This is a genomic window from Treponema medium (assembly GCF_017161265.1).
GTDB lineage: Bacteria > Spirochaetota > Spirochaetia > Treponematales > Treponemataceae > Treponema > Treponema medium.
In genome coordinates this window covers 2,570,811-2,595,236 of sequence record NZ_CP031393.1, presented here as the reverse complement: position 1 = coordinate 2,595,236, position 24,426 = coordinate 2,570,811, and the positions used below count along the sequence as shown (strand labels likewise).

The window sequence follows — 24,426 nt, the reverse complement described above, 5'->3', positions numbered from 1 at the left end:
AGCATACTATCACGCTGGGGAAAAACCTGCAAGCTACGGGTAACAACAACATTGCAGGGTAGGCGCATCAGACACTGAGGGTGGTTATTCATGTGGAGCGTTTAAACCTTGACGATTTCGTCAGGCTTGTTGATTAAAAAAGCGCCGGAACGGAATGTTCCGGCGCTTTATCTCAAAAACTTTTACAATATTATTTAATCAATAATCCGAACGCAGTGCATACGCTGCACAGCCACAGGGGATTAAACTCTCCGTCCGATAGACCGGATGGATCGGCCTATGTAATCTCCTATTGCTTTTGAACGTCCTCGCAGATATTTGCTTCCGTTTCGTTATCGAAGAAACGTGCTTTTTCCATATTCGGAACAAAGTGAAGCGATTCTCCGATTCCCGCTTCGACGGCGTTGAATGTACGGGCGATGATCTGCTGGTTCTTTGACGCCAGATAGAGGTGCGTTTCCGCTCCGAGCGGTTCTTTAACGGTTATCTTGAGTGTCATGCTGTTTTTAGCGGCGTCGCTTTCGGCAACAAGCTGTAAATCTTCCGGTCGAATACCGAAGAATACGTTTTTACCAACGTACTTCTTTAAGTGTTTTTGCTGATCTTCAGTAGGCTGTAAGACGAAGGTACCTTCATCGATAGCGATACCGCCGTCTTTTTCTATTACTTTAACATTTAAGAAGTTCATAGGCGGCGAGCCGATAAAACCCGCTACGAATTTATTGACGGGATGGTTGTAGAGATAGAGCGGCGAGCCGATTTGTTGTACCTTTCCATCTTTCATAACAACGATTTTGTCGCCCATAGTCATCGCTTCAACCTGATCATGCGTAACGTAAATCATTGTCGCTTTTAAGCGGTTGTGCAAGTCGGAAATTTCAGCACGCATCTGGACACGGAGCTTTGCATCGAGGTTTGAAAGCGGTTCGTCAAATAAGAATACCTTAGGGTTGCGGACAATGGCGCGTCCTACTGCAACACGCTGACGTTGACCTCCCGAAAGAGCCTTTGGTTTACGGTCAAGCAACTTTTCAATGTCGAGGATGCGGGCGGCTTCGTGTACGCGGCGTTCAATTTCCTGTTTATCGACTTTGCGTATCTTTAATCCGAATGCCATGTTGTCATAGACAGTCATGTGGGGATACAACGCATAGTTTTGGAAAACCATTGCGATGTTACGATCTTTCGGTGGGACGTCGTTCATGCGTTCGCCGTCTATGTACAAATCGCCTTCGCTGATTTCTTCAAGTCCGGCTACCATACGGAGCGTCGTCGATTTACCGCAACCGGACGGTCCGACGAATACAACAAATTCCTGATCTTCAATAACGATATTGGCATTTTCTACCGCACGGACGTTTCCATCGTAAACCTTGCCGATACCTTTCAATTCAACTTTTGCCATTAAGGCCTCCTAAAAATTATCCTATAAGAAAAAGTATATCGTCAAATTCCGCATCTGTCAAACAAAAAACAGCACTACTGATGATGCAACAAGTAGACGGTATACGCATATTTTCAAAAAGAGCGGAATATGCTATACTAACCTAAGAGTATGCTTGAATTAAAACCGATTATCATAAAAGAAGAAGACGACAAGAACGATGTCTATTATACTCTGACGTGGACAGCTTTAACACGTGCGGATAAATATAAGATAACGACTTCCGTTCCTGCAATCGCCGGTATGTACGAGCTGTATTATATGGATACTCATAAGCGGCTCAATTTATTGGCGATTACGCATGCATGGTACGGAGGCTTACGGAGTAATTTGCGGCAAGCAGTCGATCCGTACCATACGCATGATCTTGAGATGCGTGCGTTGCTTGAAGAGTCGCCGCTGTACTACCGGTATTCCTGCTCCGATTCCTTTGGAGATCTTTTGGATACCGTATGGTTTTTGCATAATGTATATTTTCCCGATGACGTACGGGTGGAACATTCTCAACGATATCGAAAAATTTTTTTACGAGAACAAGCTCCCGATAAAGTGTATTGGCTGGATTAACCTATGAGTAAGCTTACAAAAAAAGAGATCGGCGCATATATTGCGCTCTTTGTTGCGGCACTGTTTTGGGGAACGACCTTTGTGGCTATCAGCAGTACAAATGACTATTTTCCTCCCGCCTTTTTGGTCTTTATGCGGTGTGCCATCGGAGGCGTTGTATTGCTACTGGTTTTTATCAAACGGTTAAAAAACTGGTCACGCTCGTACGTTATCGTTTGCGCTTTCCTCGGCCTTCTTATGACTGTCGGGTATTTGATGCAAAATCTTTCGATTGCCGCTGGGTGTCCTCCGGGACGGTGCGGTTTCTTGGTTGCGACCTATTGCGTTATCACTCCGTTTATTGCATGGTTCGTATGGAAAAGAAAACCGAACATCTATCACATTATCGCGGCCGTTATCTGTCTTATCGGTATCGGTTTTATTTCGATGCCGGATCTTCTGAAAACTTCCGATGTCGGTTTAAATCTCGGTGATTTTCTCGCGCTGATAGGCAGTGTGATTTTTGCCGCCTACCTCGTGTACTTGGGGCGGTATGTTGACACCATGGATCCGATTTTGCTGACGATCGGAAACCTGTTCTTTGGTGTCATCTATGCAGGTTTATATACTTATTTTTTTGAAGACAGTACTAAAATTGTTTGGAATGGGTATTCCATTTTCGCCGTTCTTTATTTAGGTGTTATTTGTATGTCTCTTACGAATATATTGCAGGCGATCGGTCAACGTGAGGTTGTGGCATCGACGGCTGCGCTCATATTCTCCCTTGAATCGGTATTCGGTATTATTTTTGCTATTGCATTCTGGCATGAGAAGGTAACCGCTTCACTGCTGATAGGCTGTTCCTTCATTTTTGTTGCTATTGTTATTTCCGAAACCAAGCTGGGATTCCTCAAGAAAAAATTGAGCAGTAATGTGTTCAGAAAAATTTTCTCTCAGATAAAAACTAAGTGATCCGATGACCGATAAAGAATGGCGAGCTTTTTCCGCCTTTAGAACCGATTTTAAAGCATCATGCCGGCAATGGCTTACCCGCTGCGGCTATGAATATTCAGCACCTGGTGAAGCGGCGTCATCGGTGCAAAGGTCGGCGGGGCAGGGGACGCTCCATCTGTTACAGCAGGCTGCAGCCGCAGATAACAAGACGCCTGCTTACCCGCAAGAAACGCCCATCGTATATAATCATAGTTTGGACGAAGTTCAAGCTTCAGATACAATAAAACTGATTATCATCAGCGATAATCCGGGAAAAAACGAGCAGCTGCATAAAAATCAACGCTATCTGGTAGGGCAGGCAGGGAAGGTAGCGGAAGGTTTTTTCCGCCGTCATCCCGAACTCGCTATTGATTTTAGACGTGAGGTTATTATTCTCAATAAAACGCCCGTTCACACGGCAAAGACAAAGGAACTTAATTATCTGCTCAAGCATGGCGGTGAACAATTTTGCAGCCTCTTTGAAGAAACGCAAAAATGGCTTGCCTCTCATACTGCTGCTCTGCAGCGAGTGCTTGGGTGTCCGCTGTGGCTGGTCGGGTATGGTGAATTAAGGAAGAAGTCTCTTTTTACTGCGTATGCGGAAGAGTTGCGGCTGCAGTACGGGGGAATGTCCGATGCTCCCGTCTATGTCTTTCAGCATTTTTCGATGAACTGCTTTACGATCGATTTTAAAAAATTGAGCGATGCGCATAAATCTACGGAAGAAAATCTTCGGGCGATAGGTTTGCTGCACCGTAAAGAAGTCTTGGGCTGGTGATGAGGAGCTCAGGGCAAACACAGCGGATTCTTTTAATAATATCCACCCCGCAGAATAGATAGGCTGTTCAACCAGAGTTTCGCCGCGTTGCGTCTCAAATGGTCTCACAGCCTATCTATTCTACGGTATTTGATTCGCGTATCTGCTGTGATTGCCCGTTTCTTGAAGAAAATGTGCAAAATTTTAAAAAAATTTTGCACACAAGTTGGTAGGCAACCGCTTAAAGTATTTCTGATGCGGTTGCCTTGGGGTAGTGATAATGGTAGCGAAAGGGTATAGTGTAAGAAAAGCGGAACCGAGAGATTTAGCTGTGGTTATGCAGGTGGAACGGCAGAGTTTTGAAGAAAACATCGTTGAGGACGAAAGTGTGTTTGCCGACCGCATCGCATATACTTCCGATTGCAATTATGTTCTTGTTAAAGCCGATACGCAATCCGTGTGCGGTTATTTTACAGCTGAACTGTGGGATTCTTCGGAGATTGGAGCCGACGCGTTTGCCTTAGGGCATTCGGTACGCGAGCGCCATCAGCCGGCAGGGACAGCCTTGTATATCTCTTCCTTTGCGTTATTACCGGAGGTGCGCGGGCAAAGCATTGCCGAAAAATTTTTTGCAGCTTCTATAGAACGTATTGCTGCCGTTTTTCCGCGGTTGGAACGGATTATTTTGCTTGTGCATGAAGATTGGCATAAAGCGATCAGGATTTATGAAAAACAAGGCTTTATCCGCACACAGGTTTTAGACCGGTTTGCATGGTTCGGGGATAAGCAGGCGTTTATCTACGAAAAAATGATATAAGCGGATATGTCCTTTTGCTGTTACTTTTTCCGATTCATATAAGCACACCGGTAATAATTACCTCGGAGATACAGCCTCTCGATAATCGCAATGTTTGCACTGCGGCAGTGTTTTGTCGTTTTTGTATTTATCGGATATTCCCGCCCATTTGCAAATCGAACGCAGGATCGGTAGAGTATTCATACTTTATAATAAATCATTATACATCAATAACTTATTTCATAATATCGTAAGCCGAGATTCGAGAGAAATTTTGCAAATATTGACTTTATCGCTCATTTCTGCTTTACTAATCGGATGAAAAAAACAATCGTTTTTGTTGCCGTTATATTCGGCTTTTATATAACAGCATTTTGTCAATCCATTACGACTGCAAGCGTATTTTTTGCCGGAATGTCCGAACAATACGGCGCGCTTTCCGATTACACTGCCAGCCTAACCGTTTCAACCGGTTCCGGTTCAAAGGTTCAGACAATGGAAGCTACCGTCTACTTCAAACGACCGAATCGGCTGCGCATTGATTTTACCAAACCGAATGAGCAGGTTATTCTATTCACCGGCGACACATTAACCATCTATGTTCCCTCCTATCGGATGGTTTTAAATCAGACGATAGAAAAAGATTCCTCTGCGGGTACAGCAAACCTTGCCACGCCTCAAGGTCTATCGCTATTGAAACGCTCATATACCATTGCGTATGAAACAGGAGCTGAGCCTCAGCCGTTGGAAGAAGGCTCCTCTGAACGAGTTGTAATACTTGCACTTAATAGACGTTCAGCTTCGGAAACTTTTAGGAATATCCGGCTGCTTGTTTCGCCTGAAACGAAGCTCATCAGACGAATTGAAGCATGGCCTATTTCGGGCAGCAAGATTACATTTGATTTTTCATACTACCGATTAAATACGGGAATTCCGGATTCCCGCTTTTTATACGATATACCGCCGAATGCGGATATGATGAACAATTTTTTATTTGAAGAATAATAGAGTAATTACCCCGCCGGAATACAGGAAGGAATAGATGCAGGATATAGGCAATGTATTAGAAACAGCACGCAATGAAAAACAGATAGGGCTTGAACAGGCTTCGCGAGAAACGAATATTGCTCGCCGCTATTTAGAGGCGCTTGAAACGGGTATGTATGAAGTATTTCCCGGAGAGCCTTATGTTGTCGGGTTTTTACGGAATTATGCAGAATACTTAGGCTTAAATCCTAATGAGTGTGTTACACTGTATAAACAGGCGCGAATACAAGAAACGGCAGTTCCGCCTGAAACGCTTATTCCTCAAAAGTCATTTACCGTTCCACGCAACGTATTTATCGGGATAGGAGTATTCCTTCTTTTAATAGCAGTATTTTTCGTCGGTAGAATATTGATTACAAAAATCGATACCGCGATAAAAGACAAACCGATACAGCCGGCTAAACAGACGGAAATTATAGAAAAAAAAGAGAAGGCTTCATACACTCTTTCTCAAGAGGTCTTTGAAAAACGGCTCTTTCAGGGTGATACTATTACACTCCCTATCAATGGAAAAGATTATCAAATACAAGTTGAGAAAACAGCCCCTGAACTGTATCTTGCAACGGATATCGGAACACAAATTATTGCATTAGGTCAAAGCCTTGTACTGGATCTAAACGGTGATGTTACTGCCGATGTGAAAATTTCCGTTGAAGATATCGATACAGCAGATGAATCGAAGGGTGCATTAGTGGAAATACTCACCACAGGGTTTTCAGAACCGGTTTCTGCAGAAGCACCTACGATAAAAATTCCCGATCAGGCAGCTCAGTCCGAATCAGCAAAATACAAAGTACTGTTCGATGCCGGTTCTGCATATCCGGTAACCTTAAATGCAACTTTCCGAAGCTATTGCCTCTTCCGTTATGAACAAGATAAAACCAATCGAGACGAACGGTACTATCAAAAATCGGAACAGCTGACAGTTCAAGCAAATAACGGTATCCGTATTTGGGCATCAAATGGAAATGCTGTTAAGATGCAAATTATTGCAGGTGGAAAAACCATCGATATAGAAGTCAGTCGCCCGGGTGAAGTCATCGTTAAAGATTTAAAATGGATCAAGGATGATGAATCGGGACGTTATAAATTTGTGGTAATGGAAGTTGACTAAGCGTTTCTTTCTTGATCAGCACGGATGTGCTAAAAATCAAGTAGACGGTGAGCTGCTTATCGGCATCTTAACCGATAAGGGTTGGCAGAAAACTGTCGAACCCGAAAACGCCGATCTCATCATTGTAAATTCATGCGGCTTTATCGAACCTGCAAAACGTGAGTCGATTGAAGCCGTTATCACCGCACGAACAGCCTATCCTCAGGCAAAAATTTTGCTGGCAGGTTGTTTGGCGGAACGGTATGGCGACATCTTTAAAACCGATTTTGAAGAAGCTGATGCCTTTTTCGGTAACGGAGACTTATCTCAGCTCCCTATACTTATCGACCGGCTGTTTCCGGATGCGCCGGTTGCTCAGCAGCAACAATCGCCGAACGAACATGATCAATCGGTTCATTCTACCGAACACAGCCGTCCATTCCTTAAACCTGCGCAAGAAGGCGTATGCTGCGGTTCGCGCCCCGAACTGCTAAACTTTCCTCGTTCCGCCTTTATCAAAATTACCGAAGGCTGTGATAATTGCTGTTCATTTTGCGCGATACCGCTGATACGCGGCTCAGTGAGAAGTCGCCCGCTTGACAGTATCATCAATGAAATACAGGGGTTTGTGCAGCAAGGATATAAAGAATTCAACCTCATCGGGCAAGACCTTGCAGTATATGAAACCACCACGCCTCTAGATAAGCTCAGCAGCCGGCTTAACAATAACTTGCCCACATTGCCGGCTCAAAAGAGACAGGGGCTTTCGGGATTGGCGCAGCTTTTACACGCAATTTCCGGTATTGAAGGAACATTCAGCGTCCGGTTGCTCTATATTCATCCCGACCACTTTCCGCCGGATATCTTGCCGATTATGACTGCCGACACCCGCTTCCTCCCCTACTTTGATATCCCCTTTCAATCCGGATCCGATCCGATTATCCGTGCAATGAACCGCTGCGGTTCTGCCGAAACCTATCTCAAGTTGATAGAAAATATCCGCGCAGCTTTCCGCACAGCGGAAAGTCCCTACGGGGAGGCGGTTATCCGTACTACTTTTTTAACAGGCTTTCCGGGAGAAACCCAAGCTGATTTTGAACGGACGGCAGCCTTTTTGCAGGCAGCACAAAGCCTCTGGTCAGGGGCATTCGCCTATTCGCAGGAAGAGGGAACCAAGGCTGCCGATATGAAAAAACAGGTGCCGGCAAAAATTGCCGAACAGCGCAAGACTGCCCTTAACGAACTGCAATTAAAGATTACCGAACAAAAACTTGCCGCTTTTTGCGGACTGGAAATGGACGTTCTCATCGAAGAGATTATCCCGCAAGAACACAACAATGAAGAAGAAAACACACAATGCTGCATTGCGCTCGGTCGGGCATGGTTCCAAGCGCCGGAGGTAGACGGTGCCGTAGTCGTAAATTTTTCCCAAGCGCAAAAAGACAGCGAAGGGCTGCCGATAACGGCGGGCAGTCTGGTTCGGGTACGGATTACCGCCCTGCGCGGGATTGACCTCGAAGCGGACGCACTCTAAGTTTTGACCGGCTTTTTAAAGACATGATAATCAACACGCCTTTGCCGTAGCTGCCATTGAGTGCATTCTTTTATAAAAAGTTCCCTATAATTCTACAGGTTATAAAAGGTTTTTATAAAAGTTATTAACTTTTATAAAAAAATTTATATGCCAATATGCAAGCGCGTTTTTAAAGCACATTGTAACTCTTGCGAAAAATTTAATCCTGCATTTTCGGCAGCTTCAGCAAGCCAGGCAGGAATTGTTAAATTTTTACGAACACTTTTTTCCTGTGCCAGATATTTACGGTCGGTTTTTACCAGTGTAATAAATTCCGCATCTTTCGGTTTTTCTATATCTTCTATAGCTGTCGGATTGGGCAGTGTCTCTCCATCCTTTAAAAGTAAAGAGATACGTCCTGTCAATGCTTCCTCTGCCATTATCAACGCTTCTTCCAATGTGTCTCCCATCGTTGCAAGTTCTATATCATAAAATACAACCGAATAACCGTTTTCATCTTTATAAAAAATTGCCGGATAAATATACATAGTCTTACTCCTTTAATCCTGCTTGTTTAAGAATACTATTTACTACAAACTTTGAAAGCTCCTTATTACCGTGAAATGGAATAGTAACCTTCCCTTTTTTAACCGGATGCTCATAGTGATGATGTGACCCAACTATATCACGTTTTACCCATCCGTCTTGTTTTATCATCTTCTCCATTTCTTTAAAGTTCATGAAATGATAATACGTATAAATACGCATTCAGTCAAGTTTATCAGAAGTGGATAATTGAAAACAGGAAATACAATTGCACCGTTCCCTATTTCCAGTATATGTAAGGACTAACTTACGTTAAAAAGCTTTTTTATGAAAAAAGCCTTGTATTTACCAAGAAATCAACAACCCTGACGCAGAGCATTCGTCAAAACTATACATCCGTGTATAGTTTTGCCTGCGATGTTGTGACTATGCCAAAACATCGCTGCTGCGTAGAACCACCGCCATCCATGGCGGTATATGCAATGCTCAACGTTTCGCACTGTGTGTGCGATCTGGCACGGATGCCGGTGGTTCCAAACAGAAACGGGTTTTTTGCTTTGTAAAAAACTCGCAGTCAAAAATGTACAAGGATGTATATTTTTGACGAGGTGGTTGCAGTCGGCTTTAATACCCGCCATCGAATAAACAACTAAGAATACGAAAAAACTGTATAAAATCGTGATTTGTCTAAGAAAAGAAGCCTACAATTCGGGTTTTTAGAGGTACCCTTGTATTATCAAGTAACTGATGGAGCATTAAAATGAAAAGATACGATGAGTAAAGGCGGTTGGAATTGAACCAACTGCCCTCGCCGCAGCTTCCCTCGCTCCTATACAGGGGGGCTTCCTTTGCTCATCTTGCAAAAAGCATAACGTAATCATCGCTGAAATAAACTATCGGGATGGAGGGATTTGAACCCCCGATCTTCTGGTCCCAAACCAGACGCCTTAGCCCCTAGGCTACATCCCGTTATACACATTACCGGTAACTGAAATACGGCATACACCAAGGAACCTCTAAAAATCTAACCAAGTTTTTAGAGATGCCACCAGTTACTTAGTAAGAGTTGTAACTTTACTGAAAATAAAGTATCCTGTCAAGCGGAAGTCAGGGCAAATACATCAGACATTTTTGCATATCCCCGCAGAAATACTGGGGCTGTTCAACCAGAACTGCCAAGGATGGCAGTGGTTCCATACAGCAGCGATGTTTTGTGCACGCACAAAACTCGCCTTCAACTGTTGTACACGGATGTACAACAGTTGAAGATGGTTCAAATGGTCTCACAACCCCTTGTTTCTACGGAATTTGATTTACCCGTCTGGTACGATTGCCCTTCTCCTAAATAAACTGTACGAAATTTTAGATAAAATTTCGTACAAAAGGAAGGCAACCGCTTAAAATACATCTGGTGCGGTTGCCGCCATGGCGGAGGCTTTTATGAAAGGGTTTGAGATTACATTTCCGGACGGTTCAAAAAAACAGTTTGTCGAACCGATTTCTGCACGTGCCGCATTGGCATATTGTAGAGAGCCGGAGACGGTTGCATTCGGTATGAAAGTAAATAACGAATTGGTTCCGTTAAACAAGATGATTGATGTGCGCGCTACCATAAAGCCTGTATTAAAAGGAACCTACGAAGGCTCAAATATTTACCGGCGCACGCTGTGTTTTCTGTTAGCCGCTGCCGCACGAAAAGTGTATCCCGATTTACGGCTCTTGGTTGGACACAGCTTCGGCTACTCGTACTATTACACTTTTGAAGGTGCCCATGCCTCCGATATCGATCTCAAGCTAATCGAAGATAAAATGCATGAAATGGTCGATGCGGATTTACCGATACAAACGCAATCAGTCGCGTATGCCGAAGCCTTGGAGCTCTTCGCAAACACTAATCAGCCCGATGCATACCGGCTGCTTTCCTACAATAGCAGACCGAAAATCACGATCAATATACTCGACGATTATTACGACTTATACTTCCAGCCGCTGATGGATCGTGTCGGCTATTTAAAAGTATTCGGATTAATGAAGTACGAGGACGGTTTTTTGCTTCGCTTTCCTGCGACCGCCGATACCGACACGTTGCCAAAATTTAAAGACATCCCGCATCTTTTTACTGTGTACAAAGAATATAAAACGTGGGGTAAGGTGATCGGCGTTTCTTCCGTCGGTCAATTAAATGAAATTATCGAAAACCGTAAAACTAAAGACTTTGTTGAAATTACGGAAACATTGCAGAATAATAAACTGGCGCACATTGCTGAGCAAATTAGAAACAGAGGAAATGTCAAAGTGATTCTAATTGCGGGGCCGTCCAGTTCAGGAAAAACAACCTCTGCAAAAAAGCTTTCGATGCAGTTGCGCGTCGTAGGATATGAACCGTATGTTATCAGCCTTGACGATTATTATGTCGGCAGAGATAAGACCCCGCGCGATAAGGACGGAAAACTCGACTTTGAATGTCTTGAATCTTTGGATGTTCCGCTTTTGAATGAGCTGTTGCTTAAACTGTTTGCAGGTGAAGAAGTTGAGTTGCCGTCTTATAATTTCAAAACAGGCGAACGGTTTTATACAGGAAAAAAACTCCGCCTTAACAGCCGCTCTATTCTTATTTTGGAAGGAATACACGGATTAAATGACAATTTAACCCCGCAGATAGACGCTTCGCTTAAATTTAAAATATATCTTTCGGCATTAACACAGCTGACCTTGGATGATCACAACCGGATACCGACTTCCGATAACCGGCTCTTGCGGCGTATCGTGCGTGATGCTCAATTTAGAGGAAGTTCCGCTTCGATTACCATCGGTATGTGGTCGGATGTGCGGGCTGGAGAGGCAAAACATATTTTCCCGTACCAAAATACCGCCGACGTTATCTTTAATACGGCGCTTGATTATGAACTTTCGGTACTGAAAATTTTATGCGGAACCGCTGCTCCGTGCGGTAAAGCCCACCGATCCGGCATACAGCGAAGCATCTCGGCTGCTCATCTTCCTGAATAACTTCCTTTCGGTCTCTCCCTCTTTCGTACACGGCCAGTCCATTTTACGGGAGTTTATCGGCGATAGCGATTTTTCGTACCACTAAGTAACACAGGCAACCTTACGGCAGTTTTACCGGCTGCCGTAAAAAGGATCATTCATTTCTTCTTCAAACATACGTACCATCTGCGCCACACAGCGCGCATGGTCAAACTCTTTACCGTATTCGGCGTAGCGGATTTCCTGTGCCTTGCGCTCTTCCGGATGGTCAAACCAATAATCGATTTTATCCGCAAGTGCACGGGCATTACCCGCCTCAAATAAACTCCTGTCATCAAGAGCAAACTGAGGCGTAGCCGATTGATCGCTGTTTGCAATGACGGGTACTAAGCCGCATGAAAAAGCTTCGATACAGGCAATCGCTTCAATTTCGGCATCGGCAGTATGCACATACAGATCGGCATACGATATAATCGTGATAAGTTCTTCCTGTGTGCAAAACGTAAAGATAGGCTGGTGCGGCAACGCTGTTCCTTGTTTTTGATATTGTTTTTTAAGTGGACCTTTTCCGGCAAAGATAAGCTGAATACGGTTTGCATAACGAGAAAGCTTTGCTGCTTCCATGAGGAGGTCTTGGCGTTTTTCTTTTGAAAGCCTGCCGATCATCAGAATAACTAAACGGTCTTGCAATTCCGTAGGCTTTTCAGCTTTGATATATCGAAAGTGAGGATCAACACCATTGGAAATGACATAGCGTTGCGCTGTATATCCATGTTCTTCAAGCTGATGAGCAATAAAACGGCTTGGGCAGTGAATACGTCTGAAGTACTTAAAAAAATGATCACGCATCAAGTTGTATAGAAAGGTATTGGGAAGTTTAGCGGTTCCCATACCGATTGAATAGGTAATATTTTGTGGCTGGACATGAAAAGCCGCCGTATGCGGTACGCCTAATTCCTGCGCAATCTTAACTCCTGCATTAGAAAGAAAAAAAGGCATGACAAAATGAACTAAATTCGCCCATGCGATTGCTTTTCTGAGAGTTTCTTTATCCGATCCTGCGATTATCATGCCCTGAGCACTGATAATATTACGCATAAAAGACGGCATTGTAAGCGGCGGAACTACGAATTTATCAGGCGCTTCTTTTCCCGTACTTACAATCTTTACTTCGTATCCAACGTTTCGAAGCCCTTCTGCCAATCGGCGGGCAGTCATCGTAGTACCGTTATTTTCTCCATCATATTGATCTAAAACGAGCAAAATCCGTCTGAATCGAGTTGAGTTGAGTTGAGTTGAGTTGAGTTGAGTTGAGTTGCATTATATCCCCTTTGCATTACGTGTCAAGTACCCCGTCAAAAAAAATATGAATTCCCTAAAAATATCATTTCTAATTTTAAGCTTATGGCATCTTCTTTGTTGAGCGCTCGGCTACAACAAAGACCGCGTCATAAAAGTTCGGATAGCTTTCAGGATGATCCTGCAGATCGGCGAGCTTATCAAGCTCAGCTGTATCCTGTAGTTTAGTATATACACCGGCTTCATATTCCAATGTATAGATAATTGTTTGTTGTACCGGCAGTTTTCTTATCTCCTCCTCGGAGAAATACACATTAAGTCCGAACCAATCACTTTTTGCTTCTACATCTTCTTCTTTTAATAAGCTGCCGCCGTCCCATGTAAGAGTAAGCTTGTAAGGTATTTTTATAACAGCACTCCACTTATTATTACGGAAAGTTGCCGGAAACATTGCAACAAAACACAATCCCTTATGCTTAACATTTTTAGGCAATGTAAAAGTTCCTTGCACCTTGTCGGCATTTTTAAAGTTAAAATCTTTTTCAGCATACACCCATGAAAACTCATTTTTAAAACGGGCATTTTTTACCGTGTATGGAAAGCGGCAAGTACTAAAAGTCAGCACACACAGTGCCGTAAGCACTACACAGCTTTTGCGGTGCAACAATTTTACTATTTTTTCCATCCGGGTAATCTCCACATGCTCTTTAAAGGCTCTATATAGAGAGCCTGAATGTCTAATCTAAGGAGTTCTTTAATATTGATCTACTATACCATTATCCATTTTATAACGCAATAGGATATGTTACCCTTCAGCGGAACTCAGTTTTCAAAAGGCTACTCAAAAAATAAGCAATAATAAAAGTGTCGAAGGCAAATCAAACGACATACTTCACTATGCAAGAATAGAATGGAGCCTTGAAACCATTCATTGGCTGCTTGGTGTGCGCTGCATGGAAGATTATTTCAGGGCGCAAAATGAAAATATTCAAAAAAATATGAATATATCACGAAAACTTGCATTGAATTTTGCCAGAATCTATAAAAATAAAAATTTCAAGAAAATCCCTCTGTCCCATATTATGTTCGATTGCCTTATGGATCTTCATCATTTATTGACAGTGTTAGGCAAAAACTGAGTTCCGTGTTATGCGCGCTTCCGATTCATTTCGTCTGGATGTTCGCCGTAGGGCGCATTTGCCAGCAGGAGCTTGAGACGATTGAGCTGATTTACCTCGCTTGCACCCGGGTCAAAATCGATTGCGGATATCTGTGCATCGGGATACCGCCGGCGCAACTCTTTAATCATTCCCTTGCCGGTAACGTGATTGGGGAGACAGGCAAACGGCTGTAAACAGGCGATGCTGACAACTCCAGACTTGATAAGCTCGACCATTTCGGCGGTAAGGAACCAGCCTTCACCGGCGACATTGCCTAAATCAAGAACTCCGTAAACGCCCTTTGCCAAGTTGTAGATCGATTCGGGAGCGGTGAAACGATGGCTTTTATTCAGCTGTTTTTTCATCCCCTTGCGGTATCGTTCGATATACCAAATTGCAACGTGATATTTGAACTGATTAAATGCGCTCGATTCCAGCGAAGTTTCGTAGTAAAGCCCGTCGAATAACGAGTAGAAGAAGAAGTCCATCAAGTCGGGCATAACGCATTCGGCGCCTTCCCGCTCAATAGTACCGACAATATCGTTATTGGCTGTCGGATGGAATTTTACTAAAATTTCACCGACTACACCGATTCGAGGTTTTTCCTCTTGAATAAGCGGCAGCGTATCAAAGTCGTGTACAATATCTCGTACAACCCTGCGATAATCTCGCCCGGTCATGTGTTTCAATTCGGTCTTTATCCTGTCTGCGTAGCGCCGGTAGAGTGCATTTGCCGCACCCTGTTCCTGCTCGTATGGGCGGGTACGGTAGAGTACGCGCATCAGCAAATCACCGAGGCAGAGCGCTTTTAACGCGCGGTCTGCTAAACCGAATGTCGGTTTAAAGCCGGAATTTTTTTCAATCTGCTGTGCACTTAACCCGATTACAGGGATATATCCTAAGCCCGCATCTTCCAACGCCCGCCGGATAAACCCGATGTAGTTTGTTGCACGGCACCCGCCCCCCGTTTGCGTGATGATGAGCGCCGTCGCATTCAGATCGTATTTACCCGATTGTAGCGCCGAAATCATCTGCCCCGCGACGATAATGGCAGGATAGCAGGCATCGTTGTTCACATATCGTAACCCACAGTCGATTGCCTGAGGATCGGTTTCCGGCAATATGACAAGATTGAATCCCGAATGTTGAAAAGCTGCCTCCAGTAAGTCAAAGTGGATAGGCGCCATCTGCGGCGCAAGAACGGTATACCGTTTGCTCATATCTTCGGTAAATTCAACTCGTTTAAAGCCGCGGTATCCCGGCGCCTTGACGGGCGTGCCTTTGCTACGTTCGCGGATAGCGGCCATGAGGCTGCGTATGCGGATGCGCACCGCGCCGAGGTTGGATCCTTCATCGATTTTGAGCAGGGTATACATTTTCCCATTCGCTTCGGTAATTTCCTGCACTTGGTCGGCGGTAACCGCATCCAGACCGCAGCCGAAGCTGGTCAGTTGAATAAACGCGAGGTTATCCTGCCGTGCGGCAAATTCGGCGGCGCGGTACAGCCGGTTGTGGTATACCCATTGGTCTACAACCCGAAGCGGACGGGGAAGTTTGCCTAAATGGGCAACGGAATCCTCGGTTAATACGGCAAGTCCTAAGCCCGTCAAGAGTTCTGGAATGCCATGATTGATTTCCGGATCAAGATGATACGGCCGTCCGGCAAGCACAATACCGATAAGCCTCTGTTCTTTTATTGTTCGGAGCGCAGCCTCGCCTTGGAACTGGGTCTCCTTTTTTACCGCTTCCGCTTCCTCTTTCGCTTTCCGAACGGCGGCGCGAATTTCGGCAAGCGGAATATCCCAATATTTATTGAGTTCTTCATGGAGCCGCTCTCCAAGCCGTTTTTCGTTATAGAGCGGTAAAAACGGGTTAAGGAAACGGATATGTTCGTCCTGCCGCAGCGCATCGATGTTGTTTTTGAGAACTTCGGGATAGCTCGTTACAACGGGGCAGTTAAAATGGTTATTTGCTTTAGGGTCTTCTTTCAATTCGTAGGGTATACAAGGATAGAAGATCGTTGTAACGCCCGCTTTTAAGAGCGCTTCAATATGCCCGTGAGAAATTTTACCGGGGTAACATACCGATTCCGACGGGATGGATTCCAATCCCAGTTCATAGAGTTTACGAGAGGAACGCGGCGATAATTTTACTGAGAATTTCAGCTCGGTTAAAAGCGTGAACCAGAATGGATAGTTTTCATATAGGTTGAGCACGCGCGGAATCCCGATAACGCCCCGTGCGGCTTCGGCCTCCGGTAGCGGCTTATACGAGAATATACGTTTATACTTCCAATCGAAGAGATTGGGAATGCCGTTATTCAGTTTCTTTTTACCGGCTTTTAACGGCGATTCTTTTGACTGAGCATTTTCCGTTTCCGCTATTTCGGCGCCGCGTTCGCAGCGGTTTCCCGTAATGAAGATGCGGGTACCCGCTGAGGGTGTATTAAATCGGTTGACGGTTAAAAGGCAGTTGTTGGCGCATTTGCCACAACGGGAAAGATCAAGCTTGACGGTTAGCGCATCAAGCCCTTCTGCCGGTAAGATATTCGAGCGGACGTGTACGTCTGCCCCTTGCTCCTTCCATTGGTCGCGGGCGAGAAGCGCTGCGCCGAATGCACCCATCAAGCCGCTGATATCCGGACGCACTGCTTCTCTGCCGGTAATCAGCTCGAAAGCGCGCAATACCGCATCATTGTGGAATGTCCCGCCTTGAACGATGACCTTTTCACCGATAGCGGCGGTATTTCTCAGTTTGATAACCTTAAAGAGGGCGTTTTTGATAACCGAATACGAAAGCCCCGCCGAAATATCGCCGACGGAGGCTCCTTCTTTTTGCGCCTGCTTAACACGGCTGTTCATAAAGACCGTACAGCGGCTTCCGAGGTCGATAGGCTTTGGTGCGAGGAGCGCTTGAGTTGAAAAGTCTGTAACCTGCATACCGAGCGAGCGGGCAAAGTTATCCAAAAAGCTGCCGCAGCCCGAAGAGCAAGCTTCGTTTAATTGGATGGAGCTGATACAGTTATTCTTCATACGGATACATTTCATATCCTGTCCGCCGATGTCGAGCAAAAATTCGACACCGGGAAGAAAGAAATCGGCTGCGCGATGATGTGCGATGGTTTCAACTTCTCCCGTATCAACACCGAAAGCCGCTTGAAAGAGCCCTTCACCGTAGCCGGTAGATAAAGAGCGGGCAATACGCGCGCCGCTCGGAATTTGTTTATAGAGGGATTGCAGCATGGTTACCGCAAGATTGACCGGATTGCCTGCATTTGATTCGTAGAACTGCCAGAGGATTCTTCCCTCTTGGTCGATAAGCACAGCCTTTGTTGTGGTTGAACCGGCATCCATGCCGAGGAACACGGGACCGGCCGCTGCTTCAAGCGGAGCGGTTTCTGCCCGCTCCCGCCCATGCCGTTCACGGAAAGCTGCAAGCGCCGCATCGTTTTCAAAAAGAGGCGGCAGCCGCTGGACTTCCTGCATTTCTGCATCGGCGAGGGAGCCGAGTTTATTCCGCAGTATTTCTATGGTCAGCGCGGCGGGGTTCGTAAATACCGTTGTATTGGTGATTTCAGGCGTTGCATCCGGCTGAGCGCGGAAGCCCGTTCGCAGTAGCTGTGTCTGCGTCGGCGCCGTGCATGAAATTTCCGCCGATTCGCTGCCGTTGTGGACGGTTCGGTGGGGCGATGCCCTCAACGATTGATTGGATCCGGCACTGAGCGCTGCGCCCAGCGCAACAAATAGCTCGGAGTTTTCCGGCACGATGATTTCGTCATCCGCAAGGTGCAGTGTTTCGATAAACCGCTGCCGCAGCTGGTCGAGAAAGTGTAAGGGGCCGCCCAAAAAGGCGCAACGCCCGCGGATAGGTTTTCCGCACGCAAGGCCTGAAATCGTTTGGCTGACAACCGCCTGAAAAATACTTGCGGCAATATCTTCCCGCCGTGCTCCTTCATTGATGAGGGGCTGTACGTCGGTCTTTGCAAAGACACCGCAGCGGGCGGCAATGGGATAAATCGTTGTTGCATTTTTGGCAAGTTCATTTAACCCCGTCGCATCGGTTTCGAGGAGCGCCGCCATTTGGTCGATAAAGGCGCCCGTACCGCCTGCACAGGTACCGTTCATACGCTGTTCAACTGAATGGCCGAAGTAGGTGATTTTAGCATCTTCACCGCCCAACTCGATTGCGACATCGGTTTGCGGAATCTTTGCTTGCACAGCGACAGCCGCGGCGACAACCTCCTGCACAAAAGGTACGGAGAGCCACTTTGAAACAGCCAAGCCGCCGGATCCGGTTACCCGGACTTGTAATTGAGTATGGTCGCCGTAGATTTTTGCGGCTGCATCCAATGCTTCCGTTACCACCACGATAATTGTTTTACGGATGTCTGCGCGGTGCCGTTCATAGCGGCTATATATTATGGAATTATCAGCGGATAAAATCACCGTTTTTACGGTCGTCGATCCGACATCTATTCCCATTTGAAGTTTATTATTGGAAACCATGTGTATCATACTGCCACATTGCATAAAAAATTACAAGATAAATAGAGAGGGCTAGACAATCGTGTCAGACTGTTTCTTAACAATCCCGCAAAATTCGGCAAAGCTCATATTTGTTGCGAAAATGCCGATACTGAAAACGTAGAAAGGGAGGCGTTCTATGCTTAAAAATACTGCATTTCATGATAACCTGTATCAACTTGCAAAAATAATCAATATTACCACCGAAGGTTTAACGCTAGAACTGTCTGAAAATATGTTTTTAGAAAAAACCATTGCTGATATATCTTTTATATCTGATACGCTGCAATCGCTATTTGTCGAAGTGCAGAATCTTTCTCATCTGCCTGAATATCTTCCGATTATGCAGAGCCTCTATTCGTGCGAAACGGATTATTTATTGCTCTTAAAAGCATTCGCTGCTAAAACAATCGAAAAACAGATTACTTTGCCTGTTTCGGGTACCGATCTGAGTGCTTATTATAAGCTGCATACCGATACAAAAGACCGAATAGAAAAACGGATTCAAGAAAGTGATAAGAATCTTGATGCGTATCAGATTGTTTCTCAAAATGAATTAAGTCAGCTTCTTTGTATTTAAATATATCGATATGCGAATAACAGGCGGAACACTGAAAAACCGGCAAGTTCAATGCCCTAAGGGTATTATCCGGCCGGCAATGGATAGAATGAGAGAATCGCTCTTTGGGATTTTAGGTAATTTGGAAGGAAAATCTTTTTTAGATCTCTTTACCGGATCCGGTATGTGCGGACTTGAAGCCTATTCGCGAGGGGCATATCCTGTCGTATTGGTGGAAAAAGATAAAGATAAATTCCCTATTTTGTTAAAAAATGTCGCGCTTGCGGATAAAAAACTTGAGTGTAAATGTATGCCGGTGGAGCTTTATCTTCAGCGCTCTAAACATATCTTTGATATTATCTATCTTGACCCCCCTTTCCCATATCAGTTCCATTATGATCTGTTACATACAATCGCCGAAAAACCGATTCTTGCTGCCGGAGGGCTTACGCTGATACATCGCCCCAAAGAAAAAGAGCTGCCCGACCAAATCCTATCATTAACCCGCATCGATCAACGCGCTTACGGCCGATCGATAGTGGATTTCTATCGGAAGTCAACCGCCTTTTGAAAATATACGGTATATCTACTGCGTCGTACGCTGAAAATAAATGCTCAACGTATCATAGATACGCCTGCGCTTTATTTTCAGCTAGCTCCTTGTATCTATACCGTCTATTTCCAAAAGGCTTACGGAAGGGCTGTTCAGAACCGCCACGGATGGCGGTGGTTCTATGAAGTAGCGATGTTTTTGCAAAGCAAAAACTCGCCGCCAGCGAATGTACACGGAGGTACATTCGCTGGCAGGTTTACCTTCTTTCCCGTGCGAAATGGATGCCGGAGACGTCTAGCTGCGGCACACCTTCCGGTAAGGGAATATCCGTCGCATTCATAGAATCGGCAATGGCTTGAGCCATAGAATCAAGCTCATAGCCCTTATCGGGGCTCATCGTCGAAGCGATTGTAATGCGTTCATTCAGAATTTCCATATCATCCATATTTTTTTCGATAAATTCCTGAATAAGATCTCCCGACCGTACTGCCCATGAACCGTTTTCCACAATAGCGATTTTTCTATTCTGTAAGTTTAAAAGCCGCATGTGATCCAAGAACTCATGGATCGGCGGGAAAATGTTCAGGTTGTATGTCGGAGAACAAATAACGATATGGCTGAACTTGAATGCCTCGGAAATAAGATACGACACATGGGTACTCGATGCATCGTACACCGATACATTCGTGATATCTTTTTCAACAATCTTTGAAGCAAGCGCAAATGCAGCCGATTCGGTATTGCCGTAAATAGAACCGTACACCAGCAAAACGCCTTTTTCTTCCGGCGTATACGTCGCCCAATGCAGGTATTTATCGAGGATGTAGGGGAAGTTTTCGGCCTCCCATACCAAACCGTGCAGCGCACAGATGTATTTAATCTTGGGCAAGAGATCGAGCTTCAGGACTTTTCCTACTAAGTGCATAACCTCAGGGCCATACTTACCGACGATATTCGTCAGATAGCGGCGTGCTTCATCCATCCAGTCGCGCGGGTAGTTTACTTCTTTTGCAAAGAGTTTACCGTCAAGCGCGATAAACGAACCGAACGCATCTGCAGAGAAGAGTACTCCGTTGGTTACGTCCAAAGTGATCATAACCTCCGGCCAGTGCACCATCGGCGCTTCAACAAAGGCGATAGTGTGATCTTCAAAGGTGCGGGTGTCGCCTTCTTTGACGGTATCCGTTTTGTAGTTGTCAGGATCATAGGCGAACTGACGCATCAGCATAAAGCCTTTTTCCGTAGAGATAATCGTCGGCGCCCATTTGTCCAACACGGTGGTAACAGAGGAAGAGTGGTCGCATTCCATGTGATTTACAACAAGGTAATCGACCTTATCACGTCCGTATTTTTCCAGCAGATACGAGATGTTTTCCATCAGCTGCGGGCAGGCTGACCATTCCGCCGTATCAAAAAGAATGGTACTCTTCTTATCAAACAGAAGATAGGCGTTATAGCTCACTCCGAGGGGGATCGGATGCATATTTTCAAATAGTGTTAAGCGGTGATCGTGGCCGCCGACCCACCATACATCTTTTGTAATTTCACGTACATTGTACATAGTAAACTCCTATAAAAACTTTTGTAGGATGTTTGAACATCCGAAAAAGTTTTTAGCCGTGCGCGTTACGCGCACTCGTAAATAATCAAGTTTGCAACGTAAACTTGAGATAAAAAGCGGCGGCGACATTTTAGACGGCGCTTTTTATCAAACTCCTATAAAAACTTTTGTAGGATGTTTGAACATCCGAAATAGTACTTGGCTATTAGTTGTTGCGGAACGTCAGCTTGATAAAGCGGTCTTTCGCTTCGCCGCAGTCGGGACAGGTAAATTCGGGATCAAGATGCTCAAACAAAGTCTCCGGCGGGATATCCGCATCCTTATTTCCTTCTTCCGGTACATACTTATAGCCGCAGCCCAAACAGACATAACGGGGGCCGATAGGCGAGGGGCGGGGCACGGGCGCTTTCTTAATCTTCGGATAGGGGAAGGTCAGTTCTTCTTTTGACAGCGCATTGAGTTCTTCAATTAAGATCGGAATAACTTCTTCCAAATCGCCGACGATACCGTAATCGCAGTGTGAAAAAATCGGAGCTTTCTTGTTCTTGTTGATGGCAATAATGCGGGAAGCATCCTTAATGCCTTTTAGGTGCTGAATAGCTCCGGAAATACCGATTGCAAAATACAAGTTCCCTTTAAACTTTTGACCGGACATGCCGACATAGCGCTGTACCGGAACGTACTTCAAGGTTTCCGCTGCAGGGCGGGAAGAACCGATGGAAGCGCCTGCTGCCTTTGCCAAATCTTCTATTAAATGCCACGTTTCCTTATCTTTTACGCCGCGGCCGCCTGAAACACCGATCGGCGCCATTGCCATTACTGAATTGATATCCACATCTTTGTAGAACTTAAAGCGTTCAACTTCAACCAACTGTTGAATTACCTTGTGGACTTTTTCTTTCATCGTATCGCCATCGGGGAAGATACGTTTGCGCATGCCGGTAATACCGATTCTCGGATCACCTTTTAATCGAGCTACTGCCATTTCATACTCCTATAAAAACTTTATCAAAAACCTCTAAAAACTTGAGTTTTTAGAGGTTTCCCTTAGATTTATCTGTTTGCTTTACCGAGTTTTCCCAATATCTTCGACGCAATAACGAGCCGCTGGATTTCGTTGGTGCCTTCGTAGATGGTGGTAATCTTGGCATCGCGGTACATCTTTTCTACCGGAATTCCTTTAATAAATCCTGAACCGCCGTGGATTTGGAGTGCATTATTTACCACTTCAAGCGCGATATCCGATGCATACATCTTTGCCATTGCGGAATCGAGGCCGTAGTCCTCGTGGTTTTCTTTCTTCTCCGCGGCTTTGTAGATGAGAAGGCGGGCAGCTTCGATCTTTGTCAGCATATCGGCCAACTTAAATGCGAGGTTTTGCTGTGCACCGATCGGCTTACCGAACTGTTCGCGGGTGCGTGCATATTTTACCGCTTCTTCATACGCGCCTTGTGCGATACCGAGCGCCTGCGCCGCAATACCGATACGCCCGCCGTCGAGGGTCTTCATAGCGATTTTGAAGCCTTCACCTTCCTTACCGAGTAGGCGATCTTTGGGAAGCGTTACTTCGTTGAAGATGAGTTCTGCGGTTGCGGATGTACGGATACCGAGCTTGTCATAGTGTTCGCCGAACTCAAAGCCTTCATCACCTTTTTCTACGATGAATGCACTGATTCCCTTTGTTCCGGGAACATCAGGATTCGCCGCAAATACAACGTATGTGTCAGCCTTAGGCGCATTGGTGATAAATATCTTTGAACCGTTCAGAATATAATTGGTTCCGTCATCGATATATTCGGTTTCGGTACCGCCGGCATCACTGCCTGCATTGGGTTCTGTCAAACCGAATGCACCGATTTTTTCGCCTTTCGCAAGGGGAATCAAATATTTCTGCTTTTGCGCTTCCGTACCGAACTCTGCGATCGGATATGCGCCTAAAGATGTATGAGCCGAACAGATAACGCCGATACCGCCGTCCACGCGGGAAAGCTCTTCAACAACGATTGCATAGCTGATAACATCAAGCCCCGCTCCGCCGTAGTCCTTGGAATAGGGAACTCCAAGCCATCCGTGAGCAGCCATCTGCTTTACCTGATCTTCCATCCACGCCTCTTCAACAGGGCCACGATCTTTTTCGAGTACGATCGGTTTTACTTCTTTTTCAGCCCATTCGCGAACTTGCTTTCGCAAGGTTTCGTGTGCTTCTGTCGTTTTGAATAACATAATACCTCCTGATTAGGGGCAAACGCATCAGATACTTTCTGAATAACCAAGCAGAATAATAGGTCGGTCAACCAGAGTTGAACCTCTTCGCGGTTCAAATGGTCTCCCAACCTATTATTCTGCGATTTGCTTCTACACTATCTGGTGTGTTTGCCCCTTTTTTACAATAAACTGCATGAAATTTGTGAAAACTTTATGCAATGCGTTATGAAGCTGCACTTCATTCCTAATTTCTATTGTAAAGCAGGTATAAAAGATTTGTCAATCATAAAGTTAAGAATTATTCCTATTTTTTTTGAAAGAAATGAGGCTTACTGAAAAATATCGGATATGGTGGTTTTTTGATGTGTTTTGATATGGACTGAGTGTATAGGGGGCTATAATTTTTGACTTTTTCTATATTCGCGGGCATTTACGATGTCGTCGAGAATTGCATCCTGTTGTTTCAGCCCCTCAGCTTTCCATTCGACTTCTTTCCGTTCCCGTAACTTTGATACGATGAGCCGCTCCTGATGTGCCTTGATATAGATTTTTCGCATTTTTTCGATGACGAGTTCCGCCTCTACCAGCGCTTTTTCCTGTTTTTCGCGGTCATTATGGAGCCGTTCCAAGTAGTTTTCGTGCAAGGCGAACTCAGTGGGAGTTTTAAGGCTTACCCCAAGTGATCGGCGTGTTTTTATTTCTTCCTGTGCGATTTCGGTAAGGCGCAACACAATCGCTTCGCGGGCAGCAACGGCACGCCCAAGGTTGGTTTCCGCTTCTTTTTCGCGGAAAGTGCGGATATCCAAGAGCTTTTGAAGCGAAAACTGAAATTTCTTCATAGGG

General features: G+C 45.2%; 19 protein-coding genes, 1 tRNA gene and 1 pseudogene. 10 read left to right on the top strand and 11 right to left on the bottom strand.

Annotated features, from left to right (window positions below; translation table 11 throughout):
• Window positions 1–289: 289 nt before the first annotated feature.
• Window positions 290–1,405 (bottom strand): ABC transporter ATP-binding protein, encoded by a 1,116-nt coding sequence (locus DWB79_RS11385; protein WP_016524193.1) that lies wholly within the window; start codon window positions 1,403–1,405, stop codon window positions 290–292.
• Window positions 1,406–1,555: 150 nt separating this feature from the next.
• Here DWB79_RS11385 and DWB79_RS11380 point away from each other — a divergent pair, with 150 nt between their 5' ends.
• The 7 genes from DWB79_RS11380 (at window position 1,556) to DWB79_RS11350 (ending at window position 8,210) form a co-directional block, all read left to right on the top strand.
• The gene (locus tag DWB79_RS11380; protein ID WP_016524192.1) at window positions 1,556–2,011 is read left to right on the top strand and encodes a hypothetical protein; all 456 of its coding nucleotides are present in this window, start codon (window positions 1,556–1,558) and stop codon (window positions 2,009–2,011) included.
• 3 nt (window positions 2,012–2,014) lie between these two features.
• On the top strand, window positions 2,015–2,962 hold the full coding sequence (locus DWB79_RS11375) for a DMT family transporter (protein ID WP_016524191.1): 948 nt from the start codon (window positions 2,015–2,017) through the stop codon (window positions 2,960–2,962).
• Window positions 2,963–2,966: 4 nt separating this feature from the next.
• Window positions 2,967–3,761 (top strand): hypothetical protein, encoded by a 795-nt coding sequence (locus tag DWB79_RS11370; RefSeq protein WP_016524190.1) that lies wholly within the window; start codon window positions 2,967–2,969, stop codon window positions 3,759–3,761.
• A gap of 259 nt (window positions 3,762–4,020) precedes the next feature.
• Window positions 4,021–4,557, top strand: a complete 537-nt coding sequence (locus tag DWB79_RS11365) for a GNAT family N-acetyltransferase (protein ID WP_016524189.1) — start codon at window positions 4,021–4,023, stop codon at window positions 4,555–4,557.
• A 297-nt stretch (window positions 4,558–4,854) separates the two neighbouring features.
• Window positions 4,855–5,541, top strand: coding sequence for a LolA family protein (locus DWB79_RS11360; protein WP_016524188.1), 687 nt, complete (start codon window positions 4,855–4,857; stop codon window positions 5,539–5,541).
• A gap of 37 nt (window positions 5,542–5,578) precedes the next feature.
• Window positions 5,579–6,697, top strand: a complete 1,119-nt coding sequence (locus DWB79_RS11355) for a helix-turn-helix domain-containing protein (RefSeq protein ID WP_016524187.1) — start codon at window positions 5,579–5,581, stop codon at window positions 6,695–6,697.
• Window positions 6,690–8,210, top strand: a complete 1,521-nt coding sequence (locus DWB79_RS11350) for a MiaB/RimO family radical SAM methylthiotransferase (RefSeq protein WP_016524186.1) — start codon at window positions 6,690–6,692, stop codon at window positions 8,208–8,210. Before DWB79_RS11355 ends, DWB79_RS11350 begins: the two co-directional genes overlap by 8 nt.
• Window positions 8,211–8,353: 143 nt before the next feature.
• Here DWB79_RS11350 and DWB79_RS11345 read toward each other — a convergent pair whose 3' ends face one another.
• From DWB79_RS11345 to DWB79_RS11335, 3 genes are all read right to left on the bottom strand, one after another.
• Window positions 8,354–8,737, bottom strand: a complete 384-nt coding sequence (locus DWB79_RS11345) for a type II toxin-antitoxin system HicB family antitoxin (protein WP_016524185.1) — start codon at window positions 8,735–8,737, stop codon at window positions 8,354–8,356.
• A gap of 4 nt (window positions 8,738–8,741) precedes the next feature.
• Window positions 8,742–8,930 carry a type II toxin-antitoxin system HicA family toxin gene (locus tag DWB79_RS11340; protein ID WP_040859254.1) on the bottom strand — a complete coding sequence of 63 codons (189 nt, stop codon included), beginning with the start codon at window positions 8,928–8,930 and terminating at the stop codon, window positions 8,742–8,744.
• A gap of 701 nt (window positions 8,931–9,631) precedes the next feature.
• Window positions 9,632–9,704, bottom strand: a tRNA-Pro gene (locus DWB79_RS11335).
• A gap of 471 nt (window positions 9,705–10,175) precedes the next feature.
• Here DWB79_RS11335 and DWB79_RS11330 point away from each other — a divergent pair.
• A pseudogene (locus DWB79_RS11330) lies at window positions 10,176–11,829 on the top strand (nucleoside kinase).
• 26 nt (window positions 11,830–11,855) lie between these two features.
• On the opposite strand, the gene DWB79_RS11325 reads toward DWB79_RS11330, so the two are convergent.
• The 3 genes from DWB79_RS11325 to DWB79_RS11315 all read right to left on the bottom strand — a co-directional run bounded on the left by DWB79_RS11325 (window position 11,856) and on the right by DWB79_RS11315 (window position 18,687).
• Window positions 11,856–12,986 carry a glycosyltransferase gene (locus DWB79_RS11325; protein WP_206181007.1) on the bottom strand — a complete coding sequence of 377 codons (1,131 nt, stop codon included), beginning with the start codon at window positions 12,984–12,986 and terminating at the stop codon, window positions 11,856–11,858.
• A gap of 139 nt (window positions 12,987–13,125) precedes the next feature.
• Complete coding sequence (locus tag DWB79_RS11320; RefSeq protein ID WP_016524181.1) at window positions 13,126–13,707, bottom strand: hypothetical protein; 582 nt, start codon at window positions 13,705–13,707, stop codon at window positions 13,126–13,128.
• A gap of 462 nt (window positions 13,708–14,169) precedes the next feature.
• Complete coding sequence (locus tag DWB79_RS11315) at window positions 14,170–18,687, bottom strand: 2-hydroxyacyl-CoA dehydratase (protein WP_040859249.1); 4,518 nt, start codon at window positions 18,685–18,687, stop codon at window positions 14,170–14,172.
• Window positions 18,688–18,844: 157 nt separating this feature from the next.
• Between DWB79_RS11315 and DWB79_RS11310 the strand changes: the two genes are divergently transcribed.
• Both DWB79_RS11310 and rsmD read left to right on the top strand, forming a co-directional pair.
• Complete coding sequence (locus DWB79_RS11310; RefSeq protein ID WP_016524179.1) at window positions 18,845–19,285, top strand: hypothetical protein; 441 nt, start codon at window positions 18,845–18,847, stop codon at window positions 19,283–19,285.
• Window positions 19,286–19,295: 10 nt separating this feature from the next.
• Complete coding sequence (gene rsmD, locus DWB79_RS11305; RefSeq protein WP_016524178.1) at window positions 19,296–19,835, top strand: 16S rRNA (guanine(966)-N(2))-methyltransferase RsmD; 540 nt, start codon at window positions 19,296–19,298, stop codon at window positions 19,833–19,835.
• A 238-nt stretch (window positions 19,836–20,073) separates the two neighbouring features.
• Here the strand turns inward: rsmD and DWB79_RS11300 are convergent, their stop codons facing one another.
• From DWB79_RS11300 to fliJ, 4 genes are all read right to left on the bottom strand, one after another.
• Complete coding sequence (locus tag DWB79_RS11300) at window positions 20,074–21,378, bottom strand: FprA family A-type flavoprotein (protein ID WP_016524177.1); 1,305 nt, start codon at window positions 21,376–21,378, stop codon at window positions 20,074–20,076.
• 205 nt (window positions 21,379–21,583) lie between these two features.
• Window positions 21,584–22,363, bottom strand: coding sequence for an FAD-binding protein (locus tag DWB79_RS11295; protein WP_016524176.1), 780 nt, complete (start codon window positions 22,361–22,363; stop codon window positions 21,584–21,586).
• 68 nt (window positions 22,364–22,431) lie between these two features.
• Entirely contained in the window at window positions 22,432–23,601 is a 1,170-nt protein-coding gene (locus DWB79_RS11290; RefSeq protein WP_016524175.1) for an acyl-CoA dehydrogenase family protein, read from the bottom strand.
• A 377-nt stretch (window positions 23,602–23,978) separates the two neighbouring features.
• Window positions 23,979–24,422 carry a flagellar export protein FliJ gene (fliJ, locus tag DWB79_RS11285; RefSeq protein WP_016524174.1) on the bottom strand — a complete coding sequence of 148 codons (444 nt, stop codon included), beginning with the start codon at window positions 24,420–24,422 and terminating at the stop codon, window positions 23,979–23,981.
• Window positions 24,423–24,426: the final 4 nt, after the last annotated feature.

What these genes read in the sequence shown, in the direction of transcription:
- DWB79_RS11385 (WP_016524193.1), bottom strand. Translation starts at nt 1,405, where the DNA reads ATGGCAAAAGTTGAATTGAAAGGTATCGGCAAGGTTTACGATGGAAAC.
- DWB79_RS11380 (WP_016524192.1), top strand. Translation starts at nt 1,556, where the DNA reads ATGCTTGAATTAAAACCGATTATCATAAAAGAAGAAGACGACAAGAAC.
- DWB79_RS11375 (WP_016524191.1), top strand. Translation starts at nt 2,015, where the DNA reads ATGAGTAAGCTTACAAAAAAAGAGATCGGCGCATATATTGCGCTCTTT.
- DWB79_RS11370 (WP_016524190.1), top strand. Translation starts at nt 2,967, where the DNA reads ATGACCGATAAAGAATGGCGAGCTTTTTCCGCCTTTAGAACCGATTTT.
- DWB79_RS11365 (WP_016524189.1), top strand. Translation starts at nt 4,021, where the DNA reads ATGGTAGCGAAAGGGTATAGTGTAAGAAAAGCGGAACCGAGAGATTTA.
- DWB79_RS11360 (WP_016524188.1), top strand. Translation starts at nt 4,855, where the DNA reads ATGAAAAAAACAATCGTTTTTGTTGCCGTTATATTCGGCTTTTATATA.
- DWB79_RS11355 (WP_016524187.1), top strand. Translation starts at nt 5,579, where the DNA reads ATGCAGGATATAGGCAATGTATTAGAAACAGCACGCAATGAAAAACAG.
- DWB79_RS11345 (WP_016524185.1), bottom strand. Translation starts at nt 8,737, where the DNA reads ATGTATATTTATCCGGCAATTTTTTATAAAGATGAAAACGGTTATTCG.
- DWB79_RS11340 (WP_040859254.1), bottom strand. Translation starts at nt 8,930, where the DNA reads ATGAACTTTAAAGAAATGGAGAAGATGATAAAACAAGACGGATGGGTA.
- DWB79_RS11320 (WP_016524181.1), bottom strand. Translation starts at nt 13,707, where the DNA reads ATGGAAAAAATAGTAAAATTGTTGCACCGCAAAAGCTGTGTAGTGCTT.
- DWB79_RS11315 (WP_040859249.1), bottom strand. Translation starts at nt 18,687, where the DNA reads ATGGTTTCCAATAATAAACTTCAAATGGGAATAGATGTCGGATCGACG.
- DWB79_RS11310 (WP_016524179.1), top strand. Translation starts at nt 18,845, where the DNA reads ATGCTTAAAAATACTGCATTTCATGATAACCTGTATCAACTTGCAAAA.
- rsmD (WP_016524178.1), top strand. Translation starts at nt 19,296, where the DNA reads ATGCGAATAACAGGCGGAACACTGAAAAACCGGCAAGTTCAATGCCCT.
- DWB79_RS11300 (WP_016524177.1), bottom strand. Translation starts at nt 21,378, where the DNA reads ATGTACAATGTACGTGAAATTACAAAAGATGTATGGTGGGTCGGCGGC.
- DWB79_RS11295 (WP_016524176.1), bottom strand. Translation starts at nt 22,363, where the DNA reads ATGGCAGTAGCTCGATTAAAAGGTGATCCGAGAATCGGTATTACCGGC.
- DWB79_RS11290 (WP_016524175.1), bottom strand. Translation starts at nt 23,601, where the DNA reads ATGTTATTCAAAACGACAGAAGCACACGAAACCTTGCGAAAGCAAGTT.
- fliJ (WP_016524174.1), bottom strand. Translation starts at nt 24,422, where the DNA reads ATGAAGAAATTTCAGTTTTCGCTTCAAAAGCTCTTGGATATCCGCACT.